This window comes from Cupriavidus sp. FW305-3-2-15-C-LB2 (genome assembly GCF_058787575.1).
On the sequence record NZ_JBYSZW010000003.1, the window covers coordinates 14,657 to 36,383 of the forward strand.

General features: G+C 58.5%; 17 protein-coding genes and 1 tRNA gene. 15 read left to right on the forward strand and 3 right to left on the reverse strand.

The annotated features are described in order from the left end of the window. Window positions 1–7 precede the first annotated feature (7 nt). The gene (locus AC3WRR_RS03695) at window positions 8–715 is read right to left on the reverse strand and encodes a VirB8/TrbF family protein (protein ID WP_058698202.1); all 708 of its coding nucleotides are present in this window, start codon (window positions 713–715) and stop codon (window positions 8–10) included. A 442-nt stretch (window positions 716–1,157) separates the two neighbouring features. Between AC3WRR_RS03695 and AC3WRR_RS03700 the strand changes: the two genes are divergently transcribed. The 13 genes from AC3WRR_RS03700 to AC3WRR_RS03760 all read left to right on the forward strand — a co-directional run bounded on the left by AC3WRR_RS03700 (window position 1,158) and on the right by AC3WRR_RS03760 (window position 14,552). Further along, on the forward strand, window positions 1,158–2,210 hold the full coding sequence (locus AC3WRR_RS03700; protein ID WP_058698203.1) for a TadA family conjugal transfer-associated ATPase: 1,053 nt from the start codon (window positions 1,158–1,160) through the stop codon (window positions 2,208–2,210). 17 nt (window positions 2,211–2,227) lie between these two features. Next, complete coding sequence (locus tag AC3WRR_RS03705) at window positions 2,228–2,575, forward strand: TrbC/VirB2 family protein (RefSeq protein ID WP_058698204.1); 348 nt, start codon at window positions 2,228–2,230, stop codon at window positions 2,573–2,575. 1 nt (window position 2,576) lies between these two features. Next, a complete protein-coding gene (locus AC3WRR_RS03710) occupies window positions 2,577–2,906 on the forward strand; it encodes a VirB3 family type IV secretion system protein (protein WP_058698205.1) in 330 nt (109 codons plus the stop codon). Next, a complete protein-coding gene (locus tag AC3WRR_RS03715; protein ID WP_058698206.1) occupies window positions 2,900–5,353 on the forward strand; it encodes a VirB4 family type IV secretion system protein in 2,454 nt (817 codons plus the stop codon). Before AC3WRR_RS03710 ends, AC3WRR_RS03715 begins: the two co-directional genes overlap by 7 nt. Before the next feature lie 11 nt (window positions 5,354–5,364). Continuing rightward, window positions 5,365–6,102 carry a TrbJ/VirB5 family protein gene (locus AC3WRR_RS03720; protein WP_070940838.1) on the forward strand — a complete coding sequence of 246 codons (738 nt, stop codon included), beginning with the start codon at window positions 5,365–5,367 and terminating at the stop codon, window positions 6,100–6,102. After that, on the forward strand, window positions 6,099–7,148 hold the full coding sequence (locus AC3WRR_RS03725; RefSeq protein WP_058698208.1) for a type IV secretion system protein: 1,050 nt from the start codon (window positions 6,099–6,101) through the stop codon (window positions 7,146–7,148). Before AC3WRR_RS03720 ends, AC3WRR_RS03725 begins: the two co-directional genes overlap by 4 nt. After that, window positions 7,148–8,407, forward strand: a complete 1,260-nt coding sequence (locus AC3WRR_RS03730) for a TraI domain-containing protein (RefSeq protein ID WP_058698256.1) — start codon at window positions 7,148–7,150, stop codon at window positions 8,405–8,407. The genes AC3WRR_RS03725 and AC3WRR_RS03730 overlap by 1 nt, the downstream gene beginning before the upstream one ends. Beyond that, the gene (gene traD, locus AC3WRR_RS03735) at window positions 8,407–10,263 is read left to right on the forward strand and encodes a conjugative transfer system coupling protein TraD (RefSeq protein WP_058698209.1); all 1,857 of its coding nucleotides are present in this window, start codon (window positions 8,407–8,409) and stop codon (window positions 10,261–10,263) included. Before AC3WRR_RS03730 ends, traD begins: the two co-directional genes overlap by 1 nt. Window positions 10,264–10,270: 7 nt before the next feature. Continuing rightward, window positions 10,271–10,777 (forward strand): hypothetical protein, encoded by a 507-nt coding sequence (locus AC3WRR_RS03740; protein ID WP_058698210.1) that lies wholly within the window; start codon window positions 10,271–10,273, stop codon window positions 10,775–10,777. Continuing rightward, window positions 10,752–11,045 carry a hypothetical protein gene (locus tag AC3WRR_RS03745; RefSeq protein ID WP_233528063.1) on the forward strand — a complete coding sequence of 98 codons (294 nt, stop codon included), beginning with the start codon at window positions 10,752–10,754 and terminating at the stop codon, window positions 11,043–11,045. Before AC3WRR_RS03740 ends, AC3WRR_RS03745 begins: the two co-directional genes overlap by 26 nt. A gap of 3 nt (window positions 11,046–11,048) precedes the next feature. Then, entirely contained in the window at window positions 11,049–11,666 is a 618-nt protein-coding gene (locus AC3WRR_RS03750) for an IncC plasmid conjugative DNA transfer DtrJ family protein (protein WP_058698211.1), read from the forward strand. Window positions 11,667–11,723: 57 nt separating this feature from the next. Then, window positions 11,724–12,569, forward strand: a complete 846-nt coding sequence (locus AC3WRR_RS03755) for a hypothetical protein (protein WP_058698212.1) — start codon at window positions 11,724–11,726, stop codon at window positions 12,567–12,569. Window positions 12,570–12,824: 255 nt separating this feature from the next. Continuing rightward, window positions 12,825–14,552, forward strand: a complete 1,728-nt coding sequence (locus tag AC3WRR_RS03760) for an ATP-dependent helicase (protein WP_058698213.1) — start codon at window positions 12,825–12,827, stop codon at window positions 14,550–14,552. A gap of 1,539 nt (window positions 14,553–16,091) precedes the next feature. On the opposite strand, the gene AC3WRR_RS03765 is transcribed toward AC3WRR_RS03760, so the two are convergent. Beyond that, a tRNA-Ile gene (locus AC3WRR_RS03765) sits at window positions 16,092–16,179 on the reverse strand. A gap of 173 nt (window positions 16,180–16,352) precedes the next feature. Then, a complete protein-coding gene (locus AC3WRR_RS03770) occupies window positions 16,353–17,870 on the reverse strand; it encodes a replication initiation protein (RefSeq protein WP_058698215.1) in 1,518 nt (505 codons plus the stop codon). A 1,231-nt stretch (window positions 17,871–19,101) separates the two neighbouring features. Here AC3WRR_RS03770 and AC3WRR_RS03775 point away from each other — a divergent pair. Both AC3WRR_RS03775 and AC3WRR_RS03780 read left to right on the forward strand, forming a co-directional pair. Then, window positions 19,102–20,307, forward strand: a complete 1,206-nt coding sequence (locus AC3WRR_RS03775) for a ParA family protein (protein WP_171514465.1) — start codon at window positions 19,102–19,104, stop codon at window positions 20,305–20,307. Beyond that, on the forward strand, window positions 20,304–21,272 hold the full coding sequence (locus AC3WRR_RS03780) for a ParB/RepB/Spo0J family partition protein (RefSeq protein WP_058698216.1): 969 nt from the start codon (window positions 20,304–20,306) through the stop codon (window positions 21,270–21,272). Before AC3WRR_RS03775 ends, AC3WRR_RS03780 begins: the two co-directional genes overlap by 4 nt. Window positions 21,273–21,727 lie beyond the last annotated feature (455 nt).

Consider the following 21,727-nt stretch of genomic DNA (forward strand, 5'->3'; position numbering starts at 1 on the left):
CCCGGCTTCATGCCGGCGATTTCTGGAGGCTGAAGAAAACGGGATGGACACCGAATGGATTCGTGCCAAGCACGGCGTCGCTCGTCGGCGGTTTTACCTGGTAGCGGAACGTCATCGCGTACCGCATCTTGCGCGGCTTGTAGCCGTCCTCCGTCGTGGTGGTAATGAATTCCACCGCGACGGTACTGTCGGGCAGGACGGCCACATTGGTTACCTTGACTTCGCGGACAAGGGTTGCCGACGCACCGACTTGCCGAAACGGTTCATCCTCTGCCACCCAATCCTCGAACTGCTTGCGAGAGGATCCGATCATCTGTTCGCGGACAGAACGCAGGTTGCGCGCCATCCGTGAGTCCTCGACCTGGGTTGTCAGGATCGGTTCGATGGTGAACCAGCGCGTCACGAGATCCTTGAGGGCCCATTGCAACTGAATGCCTTCCGGCTGGAACGCCTCAAGCTCTCGCACGATCGGCTTGCCGCTCGCATCCGCCGACACGCCTACAGCCTTCACGACCGAAGGCGGCGGTTCACGCGTCATGATCGCCGCCAACGCAATGCAGCCCAGGCCGAGGGTTGCGACCTTCCAATGGTTGCGCTCCACGGAGATTCTTGTGGTGCGATCGAAGATCAGCTGCTCGGGGCTTTCATTGCCATACATCCCTGGCGCAACGGCGAGGGGCTTGGCATTGTCGGAATCTTTGCGGAAGAAGCGCATGCTGCGGCAGTCCTTTGGGATGCCGCCAATTTAAGCAGTGAAGTCACCCCTTCAGGTCGCAGAAAGCCATGCGATTTTGCGCGGCTTTCCGAGAATCTCCGCGATCTCGCCAGATCACGCAGGACACTTGAGAGACCTCCGGACGCTGTAGCGACGCCTGGATCCTGCGACGGGCTTTGGGAGCCGGCTAGAGGCGTCGTTTGATGCTGCCTCTCCCGTCGCACCCTATATCCAACTGCCCCGAAGGAGGATTACCCGGAAAGCCGATGGTTTTGGTATCCCTTTCCGCGAAAACAGCATGAGCATGCTCAGACTTTCCTCTTCGCACCACACCAAGGCGTTGGCTCAGATCAGAGCCGTGCCGAAGAACCGTAGAAAGCTGGCAAAAGTCGTATATCTTTCAACGCGCCACACGATACATCGCCCGCCAACAATAGCGGGCATGGAATCCTCAGTCTCCAACCACCCCATATTGCAACTCAGCCAGCTCGAAGAAAGCGCGGTCGCGATGTTCTTTGAATCGCTCGCGCCAATACGCGCCTACATCGATGCGTCCGATGTGGCCGAGGTCATGGTCAACAGGCACGACAGCATCTGGGTGGAGCGGCGCGGCGAGATGACGCGATTGGACGTGAGGATCGAGCCCGCAAAGTTGGAAGGTGCTGTTCGCTCCCTGGCTTCCTCGGTGCAGAAGTCTGCGGTGCGGGGCACCGCACAAGGCATCATCAATGCGGGCCACAAAGGGCTTCGGATCGCCGCCGTCATGCAGCCCACAGCCATTGACGGCCATGCGCTGAGCATCCGCCGGCACCGCGAGACCAATCTCTCTCTTAGCGACTATGTGAAGGCGGGGGCCTTCTCGTCCCGGCACGCCTGCAGCAAACACACCGATCAGCCCATATTCACGGGCTCTGTCGAAGATGAAGCGCTCAAGGATGCCCTCATTGAGCTTGTCCTGCAGCGGAAGAACATCCTAGTCGCCGGCGGCACATCTTCCGGCAAGACCACATTCTTGAACGCACTGGTCGAGAACATTCCCGACGGCGAGCGTGTCCTGACCATCGAGGACACGATGGAACTCAAAACGCGGGTACCCAATACGGTCCGCCTGCTCTCCAACACCGACAAGAACGTGACCACCCAACAGCTGGTCGCGCTCGCCCTGCGATTCCGCCCCGACCGCATCCTCGTTGGCGAAGTCCGCGGCGGGGAGGCGTTCGACCTGCTGCAAGCGCTGAACACGGGTCACGACGGCGGCATGGCGTCGCTACACGCGAACAACGCCCGCTCGGCCCTCTCCCGCATGGAAAGCCTGGCGATGCTTGGCATCCCGCCAGGCTCTCGTTGGGAACTGGATGACATGCGCAAGCTCATCGCTGAGTGCTTTAACTACGTGGTGCATATGCGCCGCACCGGCGAAATGCGGCACGTCTCGGAAATCATCGAGATCAAGGGCTTCCGCAACAACGACTACGACATCGAACGCGTTTTCTAAACCAAGGAGTCTCTCCAATGTCTTCCCCGTTTGTTCAATGTGCCGCCAAGACGGCGCGCAAGTACGCCCCGTCGATGCTGGTCCTGGTCGGCATGCTGAGCGTGGCCACATCCGCCGTCGCGGCCGACTACGGGTTCCTCGGCAACCTCGGCGAATTCATCTGCGGCATCGCCACGTTCATCAACACGAAGTACCTCTTTGTCGCCGGTCTGATCCTGATCGTCCTGGGCGCTATCGGTATCGCCAACTCCGAGTCGACCATCATGAAGTTCGTCTCGGTGATCTGTATCGGTATCGGTCTTGCCGCTGCAGCCCCGGCGATCATGAAGACGCTCGGCGTTGCTGCCCAGTGCTCCGGATTCTGATATGCGCGAACACCACGTCAGCATTGGGCTATCCCGCCCTCGCCAAATCGGCGGGGCCGTGCGCGGACTGGCCATCGCCAACGGCACGGTGGTCGCTCTGCTGGTGTACGTGACGTTCCGCAGCGGCTGGAAGATCCCCGTCGCGGTGGTGCTGATGGGCATGGCGTTTCATGCGCTCTTGCGCTGGCTCACGACCCGGGATCCATGGTGGAACCAAATTCTGAACGTCTATAACCATTACGGCGATCTGTACGAGTCCACCCCGTGGCACGGCAAGCTGCATACCCTCTTTCGCCGTCCCTACGGCTTTGACAGCGACCTGCCATGCTGAAGTTAAAGCGCCGTCCCCTCTATGAGTTGGTGCCGTGGCTGACATCGATTACGCCGGAACTCGTCCTCAACAAGGATGGGTCGCTACTCGCTTCCTACGCGTTTCAGGGTGTGGACGCCGACAGCCCCGACAGCAATGACATCACGTCTGCGCGCAATCAGCTGGACCAGGCATGCCGTACGTTCGACAACCGGATTACCGCGTGGTGGAAGATCAGCCATCGGCGCGCTCGCGACTACGTTGAAGGAGAGTTCGCCTCGCAGGCCGACGAGCGTCTGGACGCCCTTAACCGGGCGCACATGACGACCGGCAAGTACTTCCACAATGCCCACTCGCTGGCACTCGCTTACACGCCGGAGAGCGGCATCGCGAAGTTCTTCGACAAGGCCGGTTTCCACATGACGGTCGGTGGCAAGTCCATCTACGCGGCGATCTTCGAGGCGACGAAGGACACGCTCTTCGCGCGCAGCGCCTTTGCCTTTGATCTGGAGAAGATCTCGACCGATGCGCGTCGCTTCGAGTCGATGCTCGACGCCTTCACCGGCGGCGTGCCGCGTCTGCGCACGCGCCGCCTTGTCATGCAGGAAAGCTACGCCGCCCTGCACCAGGCTGCCAATCCGAGCGTTCCGCCGAGGCGCATTCGCTACCCGGTGACGCTGCTCGACACCCACCTGACCGAATCCGAAGTGACCGTCGGCGCCGAGCGCCTGTTGTTCGAGTCCGCCCATGGCAAGCGGTACGCGGCAATCGTCGCCGTTAAGGAATGGATGAGCTTTCAGGAAGCGGCACTGGACAGCCTGATGCAGCTCGACGCCGAGCTCGATGTCTGCATCATGTATCGATTCCTCGACACGGCTCGCGCTGCGGCCTACATCGAAAAGGTGAGGCGCTTCTACAAGATGGCAGCGCTCAACATCCGCTCCATCCTGAAGCAGTACTTCGCCAAGGAAGAGGCCGAGAACGACGAGGGCCGCGAGGAACTGGCCAAGGAAGCTGGCAAAGCGCTCCAGCGGCTAACGGCCAAGAACACGCAGCACGGCTTTGCCAACATCTCCATCATCGTCTACGGTGATTCCGAGGCGGCCGTCGAGGACTCGGTCAGCGAGGTGGTTGGGGCGCTCACCAACGCTGGCTTCGGGGCAATCCGCGAGAAAGCCAATCTGATGGCCGCCTGGAACTCTACCCTGCCCGGCCGCTGGGACAAGCAGCGCCGACTGCAGTTCGTCGAGACGCCCGCGGTTTCCGACCTCGCCCCGGTCCGATCGGTCATGCCCGGCCCCTCGCGCAACGACTGGCTCTCGGACAAGGCAGGCAAGGAAGTGCCACCGCTGACCTGCCTGCCCACCCGCCATCGCACCGCGCAGCGTGTCGACCTGCACCAGCCCGGTGGAAATGCCCACCTGATCGTCATTGGCCCAATCGGTGCGGGTAAGTCCGTGTTCCTGAACTTCCTGGTTTCCCAGGCTGGCAGGCACGAAGCTCGCCGCATCCGATTCGACAAGGACAGATCCACTCGCATCACGGCGCTCCTGAGTGGCGGGAAGTTCATCGACATCACCGGCAAGTTCGAAGCGGCGACTCGGGTCAATCCGCTGTCGTTGTTGGCCGATCCTATGAACTTCACCTACGTCTCCGAGTGGGTGACGCTGGCCATTGAGGACGACTCCTTCACGCTTTCACCCCAGCAACGCCAGGATATCTTCGAGGCAGTGAAAATCCTTGCCGGATATGGGCGAGAGAGCTGGACCCTGGGCCGGCTCGCAACGCTGCTGCACGACAGCTTGCGGGAACGTCTGCAAATCTGGCTGCAAGGCGGACAGTACGGGCATTTCTTCGACCATGCCGAAGACGCGTTCGAGATCAGCGACAACCTGTCCATCGAGATGGGGGATCTGTTCCTGAACTATCCGCGGGCGGGCGCGCTGTTCATGGACTATGCGTTTTATCGCATCAGCCAGAGCCTCGGCACGCGATACACGATCATCGAGGTGGAAGAGCTGGGCTTCTTCTTCACCAACAAACGGTTCTACGAGCGGTTCGAAATGTGGATCGTGACCATCCGCAAGCTCAATGCGGCGCTCTGGGGTGCGACGCAATCGCTCAAACAACTGGCCCGGGTTGCCGACTTCGAGATCCTGAAAGAGAACGTCGGCAACTTCATCTACCTACCGAACAGCCAGGCGAACACCAGCAAGGACCTTTACAAGGAGAAGTTCGGCCTGACCGATGACCAGATCCAGATGGTCAACGATGCAGTACCGAATCGCGACTATCTGTGGATCACGCGCTCCCAGACCCGGATGCTGCAAAGCCCGTTCTCCGACGAGATGGTGGCGATGTTGCGCTCGGATGGTGTCGCGCAATCGATTCTTGATCGTCATTACGCGTCGGGTGCACCCGACTGGCAGCAAAGCTACGTGCGCGAAATGCTCGCGCGATCCGTCTAAGGAAAGTTCCAGTGAACAAGTGGTTCATCAAGGCCGCGGTCGCGGCATCCCTTCTTGTTTCGTCGGTGGCCCACGCCAGCGGGCTTCCCGTTATCGATGTGGCCAATCTGGTCCAGACGACGCGGACCGCCCTGCAATCGCTGAAAACGGAGATCTACGAGAACACAAACATTGCCTATCAATACCGGATGATGGCCAACCAGCTGCTGCAGGCCACCGGCATGGACCCCGTGCACCTGGCTGAACAGCTGGACGCCATCAAGGACGACATCGGCAAATACGACGTCTACGGCGTGACGCTGAAGGATCTCTATGGCACGGTTTCCGAGAATGCCGACTACCTGAGCAAGGTTCAGAGCATGGTGGCCGCATCCGGCAAATCCAGCGGTCAGTGGCTTGAAGATCAGCGCACGCTTCTCACCAACGGCGACAAGACCGCGAAGAACCTGTTCAACCTGGGCAACAGCGTCGTCAAGAACGTGCAGACCCAGGCGAAGCGACGCCAGAAGATCCAGAAGGAAATGAAGCTGACTGGAACGGCACAAGCTGCTGCCGAAGCGACGAATGAGATGCTGGATGTCCTCGCAAACCAGAACTCCGATCTGCTGCAGATCATGAGCGCCAAGACGCAGTCAGACGCCGACAAGGATCAAAAGGCACTGGCCGTCGAGGCCGAGTCGGTAGACGTCGCGCGCCGGCTGCAGGCAGAACGCGAACAGCAACGTCAGCGCATCCTGAACCTGAAATGAGCCACGCCTCGCTGATCCGACACAGCCTCTGTGCGATGCTCACCGCGCTCGTCTTCAGCTTCCTCACCCTCTTTTCCTGCGTTGCCGTCGCGCAGGAAGCGATCAGCAGTGGGGATAGCGCCACGGCTGCAAGTGCTGGCGCACCTGGTGAGGTCGGTCAAGGCATCAAGAAGGCGCTGGACAAGATGAACGGCCTGCGAAGCGGGCTCATCCAGGCTGCAGTTTGGCTCAGCGAGCGGACGCGACCTGACGCCAACAAGATCGCATTCGGACTCGGGGTAATCACCCTCGTCTTCGCCGGCCTACGATTCGCGGCAACGAGCGACGCAGTATCCGCGTGGACGGATCTCTTTGAGACCTTTCTGGTAGTTGGCATCTTCGCGTCTCTCTACGCCAGCTACACCAGCTTTGCGCCCGGGCTGTTTGTTTGGTTCAACGATCTCGCCCAAGCTATCAACGGGGGGGTAGACATCTACAACGTCCCAATCTCGTTGGCAAGGACCGGAGGTAGCTTCTACGACTCCGTGCTGAGGACACTACTCGCGGGGTTCGCCAACCCACTCAAACTGATTGATGCCGTCGTCTCAGCGATTCTGTTCGGCTTGGCATTCATTGCGGTGCTGATTGCGGCCTTGATCTACTCGTGGTTCATTCTGGTGGGTCACCTGCAGGTAGCCGTAGGCATCGTGGTGGGCCCACTAGCCGTCGCATTTGGCATGGCGGACGTCTCCCGAAAATACTTCACAGCGTGGCTGGACTACATGGTTACAGGATCGATGTATATGGTGGTCGCCGCCATCATCTCTCAGCTGGTGAGCGCCACACTGCTCAGCATCGTCTCAGACGTTGGCAACATCGGCACGGACACGCTTCTTGCTGCAAGCTACGCACTCAGTATTGCCATCCTATTGGGCTTTGTCGCGCTGGAGATTCCGAAGATCGCCGGATCTCTCTTCGGAACTGGTGGCGGGGTGAGTGGCACCGGTGGCATGAAGATGTTTGGGCGCGGAGCCTGGAACCTCGGCAGGAAGTTGGCAGGGAAATGATGACCCCTCACATTCACCTTTCCGCTTCCGATCTCCTTTCCTCCCAGGCAGACCGCGTCGCGCTCATCCGACAGTACGCCAACGAAGCGGATGGCGCGGACTTCAACAGCAAGTGGCTTGATGTGCTGGAGCGTTGTGCGACGTGGTTCTCCAGCATGCCGCTGCGCCACAACGAGCACGCCGAGGCCGGTGGTGCGTTCCGGGCAACGGTTGAGGCGGCCTACTTCGCCATGCGCCTGTCTGGCGCACAAAAGTTCGCGGCCAATCAGACGTCCGAACGGCGCAGGCAGTTGGAACCGCAATACCTGTATGCGCTGTTTCTCGCCGCCTGCTGCTCCCGCCTTGATGAGTCATGCCGACACTTCAAATTCTTTCGGGATAGGGATGGGGCGGAGTGGATCCCCGCCGTGCATGGAGCTTTCGGTCCGTGGCTAAGCGATGACACGTATCGCGTCACCCGTCGCGATGCGGTGCTCCCACTGGAGCGCATGCGCACCGCGTTGCTGGCGCGCGAGATTCTTGGTGCGGACCGGCTCGCACAGTTCGACGGCCAGGTCCTCGCTGATCTTTTTGGCGCCATCAACCCCGAGCCTCGACCGACCGGACTCGAGACCTTGCTTCAAAAGGTTGTCCGGCAGGCCATCGACACAGTGACACAGTTCGAGATCAAAGCCCGCCGCGCCGCCTTTGCGCCCGACAGGACGCCTGCACCGAGTGTCGAAGCGCTAGCCGCCGCGGTAGATTCGACCCAGATCAAGGCACCCGCCCCACCAGCACCGGCGCAAGCCGATTCGACACCCGGCCCGGAGAACGCGAGCACCGTGGTGGTGTCGCAGATGGAGAAGGAAGCAGGCCCTGGAACTGGCGAAGCCCAGTCTCAAGCCGAGACAGCCGAAGGCACGCAACGCGAGGTAGCGCGAAGCATCGTACAACTCGACGGCACCAAGTCGCTGCGCCCCGATCAGGCTGCCGACCCCTTCAAGGAAGCCTTGGAGGGTGCGTCCAACCTGATGCGCGAGTTCTTCAGGGCGCTAGCACAGGACGTGTCAGCGGGAAAGGTGAAAGTATCGTGGGTCGATAACAAGCTGGCAATTAGCAAGCGCATGCTCGGCAATTACGGCATCGCGTCCGAGACGCTCATCGACAACCTTCGCAAGTTCCAGCTGCTCTACAAGATCGTCGGCCAAGACATCCTTCTGGTTGACAAGGTGGCGAACCTCATTGCGTCCCCTCCGCAATCCCCAGAGAGCAGCGAGTGATGCACCACTACATCAATCACTTTCGGCCCATTTATGAATTCCGGGCCGCGATCGGGTGGCTTCTTGCCGCAGCTTTGATGTTGCTAAGCGATATGCCGAGCGCCGGGTATTTTTCCCTGTTCTGCGTTGGCATGCTGCTGTTCCGGTCTACACAGGTTTGGCGCGCGCTGAAGTTTCGGCTGGCCATCTCCACCAAGTGGCTTGCGGTCCTTCCGATCGAGGCGCTCCTCGCGCTGAGCGCTCGCATACGAAAGACCGACGATGCCATGTATCTTGGCACTGGCTTTGAGTGGACACAGAAGCATTGCCAGATCGCGCACGACATCCTTCGCATGCCGTCAAGCGATATTCCCGGCTTGCCGCGGTGGCTGCCGCAGCCTATAGTGGAGCGCGTCGAGAAACTGCTCGCGCCTGCGGGCAGCATTGCCGACCATTCGCCCCAGGGCAAATCATGGATACACGGCATGGAGCCGAAGAAGATCCAGGTGCCCTTTCACTACAAGGCGATGCCCGGCCATACATCGGTAAGCGGGACGACCGGCTCAGGCAAGACCCGGACCTACGAGGTCATTTCGACCCAGGTCATCCACAATCCCAACGACGTTTTAATCGTCATCGACCCGAAAAATGACGGCGAGTGGGTCGCACGTGTCAAGCGCGAGTGTGAGCGCACTGGGCGCAAATTTCTCTACTGGAAGCAGGCCGCTCCCTCGCAGTCCATCCGCCTGAACCCGTTAGAAAATTGGTCTCAACCCTCGGAAATCCCAACTCGCATCGCCCAGCTGATGGAGGAAGGACCCTTCCGCCAGTTCGCATTCTTGTTCATCGACCGCGCGGTAAAGGGCGAACTCTACGTCGGCGACAAGCCGAACCTGCGGTCAATCCTTCAATACGCCCAGAACGGCATTAACAATCTTCTGGATCGGGCCCTGCAGCGCTTCTTCCCTGAAGCCGGCAAGCCGGATTGGGAAGAGGAGGTGATGGGCTACATGCAACAGGCCGGCCAGCGCCCAGGCGGCACGCGCTTGGACGGGATGGCCCGGCTCTACATCGAGCGCTTCTCCGACAAGGGGAATGGCCACGAGGCTATCGATGGCCTCATCGCCACGTTCCAGCACGATCGGGACCACTACGGCCGCATCATCGCCTCTGCCCTGCCGTTGCTCCAGATGCTGGCCACCGGCGAGACGGGCCTCATGCTGGCGCCAAAGGCAGACGACTTCGACGATGACCGTGAGATCTGGGACATCGATAAGGTCATCAAGCAGAAGGCGGTGCTCTATGTCGGTGCGGATTCGCTCTCCAACTCTATGGTGGCCCAGGCTGTCATGTCGATGCTGCTAGCCGACATCGCTTCCGTCGCCGGTTCCATTTACAACTTCTACAAGAAGCCTCCAGAGATCGTCCTGATCGTCGACGAGGCAGCCGAGGCGATCAACGAGCAGATGCTGCAGATCCTGAACAAGGGCCGTGGCGCAGGCTTCAAGGCATTCGTCGCCTACCAGACACGCTCGGACTTCACCGCCAAACTGGGAAACGTGGCGAAGATGCAGCAGGTTTTAGGCAATCTGAACAACCAGCTCGTCTTACGATTGGAAGATATCGACACGGCCGAGTGGTTCTGCGAGAAGGCTGGCACCACGGCCATCCGGAATGTCGTGGTGTCGAGCAGCACAAGCACTGGCACCGAGGCGCATGTCGGGGAGTTCAGCGGTTCCGTGTCACGTTCGACCCAGCTTGAGAAAGCGCCATTGATTCCGCATGAGTTGATCATGCAGTTGCCCAACCTGCAGTACTTCCTGCGTATCTCCGGTGGCTCCGTCTACCAGGGTCGAATTCCAATTATCCAAGGTTAAAAGGTCAATGCGCACCAGCCTGTTCCGACAAATCGCCAAGGAATACAAACTCTCCGCGAAGCTCTCGCCCGTTTTCATCGTCTCGCCAGACCTGGACGACGTATGCACGCGGGTAGTCGAATACATCGGCGTGAACTTCCGCGTGCGTGAAGACCCGTTGGTCAAGGAGATGCTAACAGACGCTATCGCCGCCTGGCGCGCCGCTCGAAAGCATGGTGACGCCAACGCGGCCTTCATGAAAGGTCTGTTCGGCCGTGCCCACGATCTCTACGCCAAGCGCTACGCCGCATTCAAGGGCGAGAAGTACAACGTTTGGTATCCCTATCACGAGTCGATCCCCTCTTTCGAGCAACGCCAGCCCATCGGCTACGTCTGCCAGGTGGTAGACGAACCAGTTCCCGGGAATGTGACGCAGCGATGCGCAGCATTCCAGTTGGCCGCACGCGTGCTGACCGGGTACAGCTTTACCCGCTACTTCGAGAACTACGATGTCGCTCGAGACTTTGCATACTAAGGCGAGGCAATCGCTCGCTTCGCTGCGCAAGACCCAGCCGCGGATCGCCGCACGGCTCTTTCGCGTCGACGAGGCACTCGCGTTCGAAATGCAGGCGTGGATTTCCGCAGGGAATGCGGATACCCCGATACCAAGCGCATTCCTGCTCGGCAACGCGGCCCCGTGCTTCGCGCTGATTGGCATTGCGGCGCGTAAGCCGGCATTGTTCTGGGGCGCGCTCGCTGCGATCCCTGCGCTGCCTGTTCTGCTCGCTCTGCACTGGATCTGAGCCATGGCCAACAGTCGATTCGTCTCCCATGTTCGGATGTGGATGCTAGCCGCGCCGCTGATGATATGTGCCATCGCTCCGTTCATACAGGACGATGCCGTATTCGAAGTGAGTGAAGCGGAACAGGGTTCGGTTGAACATGTGCTCGGACAGCCCAAGGCGGACAAGGCAACGATGTTGGCTAACGACCGCTTTGATCGATGGTTTGTCCGGTCTGGTGCGTTGCGCGCATCGTTCTCCGGCTCGGATGCGAACACGGCGCTACCCGATGCCGGCGCATCCGAATTTGGGCGTGGTTGGATGCGGCACTTCTGGTTGACCATCTATCGAGCGGTCTATCGGTCGGCGGTTGCGCATTACTGGCTGTTTGGCGGCATGGTGCTGCTTGCTGCGCTGCTCAACGACGGCGCCGTGTCGAGAAGGATCCGAGCCGCCGGCGCTGGGTTCGCGAACCCGGTGACGTTCCATGTCGCCGCACATGGCTTGCTGCTGTGCTTCGGCTTCGGTGCATCCGCCCTGCTGCTTCCGATTTCCCTGCTGGCCTACTGGTGGACCTTAGGCGTCTGCCTGGTCGGCTTGCTCAGCTGGCGCCTTGCGGCGTCATTTCATGTCGGCAAGTAGTCGACACCATCTTTCTGAATGCCAAAGGCCAAGTGGCTGGCCATCCAAGGAGAAATTATGACCACTACCGATCTAATCCCTGCCGAGCTGCCCGCTACGGTCAGCGAACTGCTTGATCAGCCACTGGCCGCTGTTGCGGTCGACGTTGCCGGCACCGCGGATCGGCCCGATGACGTCGAGTCGGAGCTGCTTGAGATGGAGGCGTCTGCCGACGCCCTGCGGAAGGAAGGCATCATTTCAACGGCTGACCTGGAGAAGAAGAAGGCAGAGGTCGAGCGCACCCGCAAGCTGTTCCGCGAACTCTCGCCGGCAGACCGCCAAGCCATCGTTCGCCGGCGTCGCGAACTGGGTCGTCAAATTCTCGAGCGCGAGCTCGCTGGCGCGGCTGTCGTGGCCGTCGGACTGAAGTTGAATCACACCCGACTGCGGCCGCTGTTCGAGCAATGGTGGCCGTACATGAACCGCATGTCGCTCAACCTGCAGCGCTTCGGTCAGTCGACCTTCTCGCGCAGCGAATTATCGACCATCGAAACGTTCCTGGAGCGTGAGTTGGCAAAGCTCGAGGACTATGTCGACGAGCAGCTGCGCGTCGCAACCGCCTACCGCCAGCAACGCGAGCAGGAGATGCGGGCCAAGGACGACATCGTTTTCGAACCGACGATTACGCGGCCGTCCGTCGAGCTGGAGGTCCAGGCCTACTCTCGCTTTGCCGTCCGAGCGCTTCAGGTCCTCATCAAGTTCGACCAAACCATGGACCAGTTCGATTTCATGGTCTGGAACGGGATCCGCGACATGACGGACGTCAATGACGAGGTCACGAGGTTCCTGCGAAAGTTCCAGCCGCTCGGCCTCCGCTGCTATACGACACACCTGAAGCTGATGACCACCGTTCGCGGCGTCTGACTGTCCGCCTGCACGGTCCCGCTCAGTCACACCAAGTCCCACCAAGCCCTAGTTTCTACCCTCCGTTTAGAAGTAAGAGGATTGGCACTCTGTGGGACGCAGTGCCACTTGGTGATGGCTAGTGGGACCACGTGAGACATGATCTCACTTTCGAACGTATCAACAGACGTCGACATCTGCCCCGAGGTACCACTTCGGGGTACTTGCTGTTTTGAACCGGCACCAAGTGCCACTTACTGCCACACTGCGATCGCCATGTCGCTCGAAAAGGTATTGGAAGGACTGAACCCCGCCCAGCGCGAGGTGGTCGACCTGCGTCAGCACTGCGTCGCCGTGGCCGTGCCAGGCGCCGGAAAGACGGCGACGATTGCGGCGAAGGCAGCCGTGCTGCTCGCCAACCCAGACGTGACGGTGGGCGCGGTAACGTTCAGCAAGGACGCTGCGGTCGAATTGCGTGACCGTATCCTGGCGCTAGCCGGGGCCGATGCCAAGAAGCGACTGCTCGCGGGCACCTTCCATTCGCTGGCCTATAAGCAACTCGGGAAGGGAACCGGCAAGCTCACCGATATCGTCCACGACGGCGTTCGATTCGCTATCGTCGGGCAGATCCTGCAGGAAGGGGGATTTGATGGGAAGGTCGAGGATGCGATCGCTGCGATTGAGCGCGCCAAGATGCAACTGGCCGACCCGCCTTCAGGAACTGTGGAGGCTCAATTGTATGAGGCCTATCAGAGCGCCCTGGCCCGGAACGGCAAGATCGACTTTCAGGACATGCTGCGGTTGGCTGTAGCTGGGATGCAAAGCGGAACCATTGCGCCCTACCGTATGACGTACCTGCTGGTCGATGAGTACCAGGATTGCGACAGCTTGCAATCACGCTGGACGGCGCTGCACGCGGAGGCCGGTTCGATAGTGACGGTGGTCGGGGACGATGATCAATCGATCTACGGATTTCGAAGTGCGCTCGGATTTCGGGGCATGGAGGTATTCATCAAAGAGTTCGACGCACGGTCCGTCATCCTCGGGAAGAACTACCGCTCACACACTGAGATCCTGGACATCGCGGATCGTGTCATTCGAAACAACAAGGACCGTATCCTGAAGGAGCTGGTAGCCCATCGCGGGCCTGGCGGCGCTATCGAGTTCAAGCGATTTGAGGACGAGTACAAGGAAGCCGTTTCAGCCGTTGAGGCGCTGACACCGGTTTTGCGGGCTGGCAAAACGGCGGCCGTGCTGGCGCGGACGAACCGCATTCTCGATCCATTGGAGGCCGTCTGCCGCTCGCACGGTATCAAGTACTACCGGGCAACCGGCCGCTCTATCCTCGATCGCCCGGAGGCAGCGTTGATGGGGGACCTGCTGGAACTGATTCAGAAGTCCAAGAGCTCTGGCATCGATGCCCTGCTAGGTTTCGCCGGAATCAGCTCGCATGAGCTGCAGCTGCTACACACGCAGACTACGGCGAAGCCGGAGGGATCGATTCCGCGAAAAAAGGACCTGGTGCAGGCCGGGATCGCAGAACCAACAGTCGACAAGTATCGCGATTTCCTGAAGAAGCTGGCGGAATGGCAAGCGCTCTGTGAACGCGAGTTCCTTTCCCTCGTTCTCGATGGCGTGCGCGAATGGATGCTCAAGTTTGTGGCGGACGAGCCGGGCAAGCGCGCTATCAATACCGCATATGACGTCCTGACGCGGCTGAACGGTCCATTCTCGGAACGCGTGCTGTTTCTGCGCCAAAAGAATAACGAGCCGGCCGACGACGCCTTGGTGCTGACGACCATGCATGCCTCCAAGGGGCGCGAATGGTCGGCTGTTGTTGTGATCCGGGCCGAGGAAACCATCGTTCCGGACGAAGCCAGTCCGGAGAGTGAGGAGCGGCGACTTTTCTACGTTGCCCTCACGCGCGCCCGCGACTGGCTGCAGATTTCTACGGCAAAGAAGAACCCCACGTCCCGGTTCGTTGTTGAAGCCGGGCTAACTTGATTTATTAAGCAACCGATCGTTCGTGGCGTCTGATGGTTGCGAGCTCCCTGCCATCGCGCGTGCCATAGCCGTCCGGCACTTCATTTTTGTGCGTAGCGGTGGCACTCGGATTTCAAGGAGGGGTTGTTGAGCCCGTAGGCATCCTCATAAGCGAAAAAAGCCTGGAGTCCGCATGCTCCAGGCTTTTAATCGGCATTGACAAAAGGCGTAGCGGGCTTCAAAACCCTCTTGACTCGTCCAACAACAAGACAGTCTGAGTTTATGAAGCCCACCCTTCGTTGTCAATGCTCCCCACAAGTTTGCGCATTGATCGAAGAAGATGAGATATCGCTTCGACGGGCTTCCTATTGCCCGAAGAACAACAACGTGTGGCGGTGCGCCGCACTCTCCGGCCCCTGTCGAAAGCCACGGTTCGCAAGCCAAGCCAGCCAGGTGCGATGCCGGCCGGCTGCCGGAGCGGATTCTCAGAGCGATCGCGTTGGTCTACGAGTCCGATGGGCTCCGCGCTTTGCACATCACCAATCGCCAAGTCTTGGCAACGCTCATCCGCTTCGCCCTGAACCAGAAGGATCCCACCTCGCTCGCCTTCATAAAGAAGGCAACGATTGCGCAGCACCTCGCGATTAGCGAGGCCACTGTCTATCGGGCGCTTGGCGCACTTGAAGACGCCGGGCTTATTGAGCGTGAAAGGCAGCAACGCACGAGGACGCAACTCGAGGTTGTCGGGCGCATCGGGTTCACCGCAAAGTTGCTACAGTGCATCGGGATCGCTAGCCGGGAGCTTGGGCACCCAGAACCTCGAACGGGCTCCGATGAGTCGCGGTCCAGCTCCGCATGTCTCGCACCGGTGAGTGGCGTAAACAACCCCAACCAGTCTTCTACGAAGAAACATTCGGGGCCGAGAGAGTTTGTGCAAATTGATGATCGGGCCGTGCCCATTGATCTAGCGCCTCTCGTGCGTGACCAAGAGCTGACGACGTCCGCCCTCTTCCTTTTGATGCGGCTCGCGAGGGAGGCCGGCCACCGACTGTCGGACGTTGTTTCGGCAGCGGGTCACTTTCTTGGTCCACTCCGGGGACGAGAGCTGTTCGCCTACCTCAAGTCTCTCCTCGGAAGGCCCATAGACTATAGGCATGTCGTCCAAACTCGGAAGGCCCAAGAAGACGAGAGGCGCGCAACCGCCGCGCAGGCGGCACAAGACCGGCTGGAGGTTGCCCAACTCATTGAGCGATACCGTGGGCGACGGGTGTCTGCACCCGACGGTCGGATCTATGAGGTCGACTCGGCGTCGATTGTGATCACCGAGGCCAACGGTCGCCGTAATTCATTAGGGCATGAGCAAGCGCGTGCCTGGCTGATCGAGATGGACAGAGCTGCGACTGGGCTCTCGCGTGCCCTAGCCCAGCCGTCGTCAGCGAAACGGTCATCGTCGGCCATGGCACAGGCCGCTATTGAGCAAGTTCGCGGCATCCTCGGTGGCAGACCTCCTTCCAACATGTTCAGTCGGCCTGCTTAATGAGGGCATCGGCGTTGCGCATTTGGTGGGCCGGGTGGGATTTGAACCCACGGTGTCCTCTCGGAGGCGGATTATGAGTCCGCTGCCTGCAACCAGCACGGCGTCCGGCCCTGAGTATTGCGCACCTGCACTTCCAGGTGCGGCGATTGTATGCGTGCAGCCGAGGTTGGTGGGGGCCGGCCCGCAATAGAGCGGACGCCGCCGTGGCCTAATTTGTCACGCGATACCGCTTGATGCCGGTGAGCGCGGTCCACGCTGCGCGGCGTTAGGCCGGCTTTCCGTCACTAAAGAACGTTGTCCTGACTATTCGCACGGCTGCGGGCAGCCTTCCTCAGCTCACCGGCCACAAATGAACAGAATGAAGTGGCAATATTTGGTCGCTCCATAATGTTCTTTGCGTTTATGTCCGCAGGTTTGAGACCTTGACGCTCGATCGTTCGCGTCCCAATCGTCTTCGTCGTGACGAACTTACGGACTAGGTCTTCACGGGTCGTCATCTCGGCGCTCTCAAAATAGTCTCGAGCCGCGCGGACTTCCTCCAGCCTGCGACGCTCTGCGGCGGCGTCTGCCGCTGCAACGCTCGCCGCGACCGCGGTCTGCGCAGCAGACTTCGATTCGACTTCCTCCTTAGCCTTGTCTGCGAGCTTGGCTTGAACTCTCTCAACTTCCTTGTCTGCTTCGGAAACGCGATAGTCGTTTGCGATTGCATCCAACAAATAGCCTGATGCTCGCTTGACCTTGTCACCGGAACGGATACGCCATCGAACGTATTCGATAGCCTGCTGAATCCTCTCATCCGTCCAGACGCTGCGGTTATCCGCGATTCGCTCGAACTGAGAGTCAGTCAGTGCAAACTCCTTCTCCAATGCCTGGAAGAGCGCCACCGAATTAAGCATGGCCGCTTTGGACGCCAGGGCGGCATCCTTTCGCTTCATCTGGAAACGAATCTGGTCTTTCTTCCTAGACCGGGGTGTCCCCGCACGGGTCTCATAGGACAGTTCAATGTCGGAAAGCTCGTTGATTTGGCTTACTGCTTTGTCAAGGTAGTCACGCTTGAAGTACTTGAACTCCGCGTTATTGGCCCATGACTTGCCCGGTAGATTCCGCACAACATCGAGGGGCAACCAGTCCGTCCGCTCGTCCGATACGTTGGGCAGGATGTGGTCATAGATGGCGCGAGCGTAGATGAGCGTGAACTTCGACGTGACCAGAAGGCTCGTCCAATACGAATTCTCCGGGTCTTTGATGAGCCGTTGAAGCTCTACAGGGACACGGAATCGAATCCGTCCGTCCCTCACACTGACCCGACCGATCAATTCGAGCCAGTCGCCCTCTTCGTCTGAGACCCGCACGGTATCGACATCAGGATTGCGGGCATCGCTGTCAGTCTCGTCGCCGTCATGTGCCGCACCGGGGCTTTCAAGGAGACGGCCGCTCGCGTCCACCGACACAACGGGTGCGCTGGTCACTTCGAGCATCGACGACTTCACGCTGCGAATAACGCTCGAAAAGTGTTTCCTGTTCTTGCTGTCATAGCGCATCAGCCATTTGAAAAAGCTTAGCGAGACTTCGTAGCCTTCCTTGACCTCGGGTTCCTGCGCCACGATAAAGTACGCAGCGTCGACAAACCGGCGAGCGGACATCCCCAGTCCGACAATGCGAGCGAAGACCTTGTTTTTGTGGTAGCCAATATCCTTGTCGGTGGCGACCTCATGTATGGCTGTCTGTGCGGGCGCCATCTCGACGAATAAGTCGAGCGCGTACTGTAGTGGTGTCACCCGCTTTGCTACGCTGCTTGCCATGCCGGGATTCCTGAGAGGGCAGCTTGTTTACGTTATGAATTGCACGAGACTTTAGTCAGGTGATGGTGAGATGTCAATGTGGACTCATCTCACCTGGAATAGGTGCCTCGTGTCGGCCGAGGTACATGATCTCTCACCTTGGTACACAATCTCTCACCTCACGATCGTCGGCTGGTTGAAATTGCTTTTATAAAACAAGCGTATACGAGAGATGTCCACAGGAGTGAATCAAAATCTCTCACCTGAACTACCTATCTGGTCTCTTTTCTCACCTTCGGCTCCGCGATCTCTCCCTTTAGACGTATACAACTACCACCTGAGGGAACAAAGTTTCTCACCTTGCGGTAGGCGTATCCCTCACTTTTGGCTGATAAGTTTTTGATTTTTATGAGGATCACCCTGCTCTGTTTGTAGGTTTGTTGGTTTTTCTTTGTTTACAACACAAACAAACAAACAAACAGACGCCAGTCAAAATTCGGTCGCCATGGGTGGGAGCTGCAGGTGACTGAGTCCCACGCGAGATCCATTGAAGGTGAGAGATTTTGTGCCGCAGCTGTTCGGGCGCTGAAGTCAAGGTGTTATCCGAAGGTGAGAGATTTTGTAACCTGCGATCGCACTTGAGTTTTTGAACAGCGATGAAGCCTTCAAAAGGTGAGAGATTTTGTACCTAGGCTCGTTTTGAGAGTTCGCTGGTGGTCTGCTTGTGGCCACCTCAGCGCGCGTAGGCTTCTTGATTGGCTTGGCAGAGCACAAAATCTCTCACTTTTACAGCCCCCTGGTTCTAGGAAGTGGCTTCTAACTCTGCGGACCAGTCGATCGGGTGAGAGATTTTGTTCGGAGTTCTGTTGATGCTGTGCGTAGGCGTCGCGTGGCTTACAAAAACTCTCACCTTAGGTTTCATCTTGAGCTTTGAAGTGTGGATCGAACAGCACATCGCTGGCGATGGATGCGGGATTGGGTGAGAGATTTTGTACCAAAGAACACGGCTAAGGTGAGAGGTGAGAGGACTTGGCTCTCACCTTTTATGGCTCCTTGGCGACTTCCAAAAGTTCTTTGAGTCGTTTGCGCCACCTCTTCCCATATCTTCCGAAAACGTTGTAAATCAAAGGCTTGTAGCTTAGTTTCGTAAACTTTAGTGATTTCGCTGTGTCGCGGATTACACAAAATATGCGGACGCGTTTGCTCAATTGCTGTATTCTGCGCTTGTCCAAATTTCGGAAAAAGAGCTGCGATGGCGAATATCAGTCAACCGATGCCCATAGACCCGACGGTCACCCTAGCTGAGATTAGCGATTTTGCAGATGTGGTGACCGACTACGCAGTCGAGTTACGTGACCAGATTCTTGCGCCGCGGCCACGTAAGACGGCACCGATGTTTAGTACTTCAGAAATTGCAGAGCTGTGTGGTTTGAGCCGTCAGCAGGTCTTGCACATGGCGAAGAATAGCGACGGTGTGCTGCCTGAAGGGCAGACCGTTGGTCGCGGCCGAACGTTTACTTTGGCTGAGGCAAGAAATTGGGTCCAACAAGTATCGGACATCTACCAGACCCCGCTGGTTGCTGGACCTAGCGATTTCGAAGGCAAGATTATTATCACTTCGCAATTGAAGGGTGGGTCCGCAAAAACGACTACGACTATGTGCTTAGCGCAAGGCCTTAGCTTGCGTGGCCGTAAGGTGCTGGTCGTCGATTTGGACCCCCAGGCGTCCCTTTCTGAGTTGTGCGGCTTGTACGCGGAGAAGGAGGTATTCGCCGATGACTCAATTCTGCCTTTCATTTACAACCAGGATGTCGAAGGTGGCTTGGAAGCGAAGTTGCAATCGACATACTGGGATGGCCTGGACGTTATTCCGGCTCACACGGAACTAGTGGGTGCGGAGTACCACCTCCCTGCTATGCAGATGAAGGTGCCAGGATTCAAATTCTGGCAGGTACTCCGTGATGGTCTCCAGCCACTGCGAAAGAAGTATGACTACATTATTCTGGATACTTCGCCGTCGCTGTCCTACCTCAACTTGAACGCATTGATGGCGGCCGATGCCATGGTCATGCCCATGGTGCCGGAAAACCTGGACTTCTTTAGCTCCTTGTCGTTCTGGCGACTCTTTTCGGATGTCGCAAAGTCATTCATGAGATTCGAAGCCGATAAGAAGTACGACTTCGTGTCAGTGCTCTTGACGCGAGTTAACTATGGGCCCACATCGGCAGCTCCTGTGGTGCGAACTTGGGCTCAAGGTGCATATCGGCATTGGCTCGCCCCTTTTGAAGTGCCTGCCAGCTCAGTGATGAGCTCCGGCGCACTGGCATTTACCACGGTGTTTGACATCAGCAGCTCACACAGCCAAGCCAAGTCGCTTCAGCGTGTTCGGCAGCCGCTGGTGGATTACTGCCGTTGGGTTGACGACATGTTTGTGAAACAGTGGAGGCCTGCACAATGAGCAACATTCGCGAACAAATGCTCGCCAAGACGGCGAACATCCGCTCAACGGCGGACCGTAAGCCGGATGCCACTCGTCGAGCAAATCGGACTGAGACAGCGCCAGGTATGGCGGGCGCATTGGCTGCCGCGCAATTGAGGGTTCAAGAGTTAGAGGCGACGGGGTTGCCTTCGGAACTGCCGGTTGCGGATATTGTTCCCAACCCCTGGCAGCCGCGGCGCACCTTCAATGAACTCAAGCTGACAGAGCTTGCTGAATCGATTCGCGAGGTTGGGTTACTGCAGCCTATCGTAGTACGTCGCGTTGAGCCAGGTTTCCAACTTGTGGCCGGTGAGCGCCGGTGGCGTGCACATAAGATGTTGGGGCTCGAGAACATCAAGGCTGTCGTCGTCGACTGCAGCGACGCGGACATGATTGTGTTGGCCTTGGTCGAAAACATCGGCCGAGACGACCTTTCCGACTACGAGATCGCCTTGTCTATTCAACGTTCGGAAAAGGAGTTCCCGAACCGTACACGACTTGCGGAGGCGGTAGGCTTGTCCAGGCGAGGGCTTTACAAGTTCATGGCTTTCTATGATTTGCCCGATTTCGTGAAGCATGACTTGGACCTGCAGCCAAGTCTTCTTGGGAGTAACGCCGCAGATGCACTGGCGTCTTGCCTGAAGAAACACGGAGAGGCGGGTGTGTCGGCAACTAGAGAACTATGGACCGATGTCGTCGGGGGCCATCTTGATCAGGGCAAGCTCGCCGCGGCCGTAACCGCATTGGCTACTAAAAAAGTGTCGGGCTCAGCGGCTCGCGAGCGCTCCATCGAAAAGTTCTTTGCTGGTCAGAACCACGCGGGCAGCATCACAAAGGATATAAAGAACTTTACAGTAAAAATCAAAACCGGAGTTCTATCCGACTCCCAGGAGACGCGGATTCGCCAGTTCATCAGCGAACTATTCAGTGGCACTCCAAATTGATGCGCAGTTTAGTCACATCAGAAGCCCGCCAATGGCGGGTTTTTTTACGGCTTAAGTGTGCCTAAAAGGCCGACTCAGAGCGAGGGTGCCTACGGCCGCCAGAACTGTGCTTCTAGGCATAATCGGCGGTGGCGCGAGGTGTGCCTATTAGGCACAACTTGTATCGCGTGACTTCAGTTGCTGAGATATTTCGTCACTTCGTCTGTGCCGCGTGCGCGCTCTGCCTGGACGTGGATGAAGTCGTCTGTTGGGAGCGTATATGAGGAGGCGCTGCAGGACGTCAATGGGCATCAGCTTTGCGGCTGGCTGCGTGGGAAAGGTGACAGACGAATGGAACCTACAAGCGCGCCGCGCCACACGCTTGCCGGGCAAGTCGGTACTCTGGTCGTCAACCCCGTTTGAACCTAACAAGTACTGTCCGGCGAAAAGCCGTTACCGGCCAGTGTGTTTGTCGT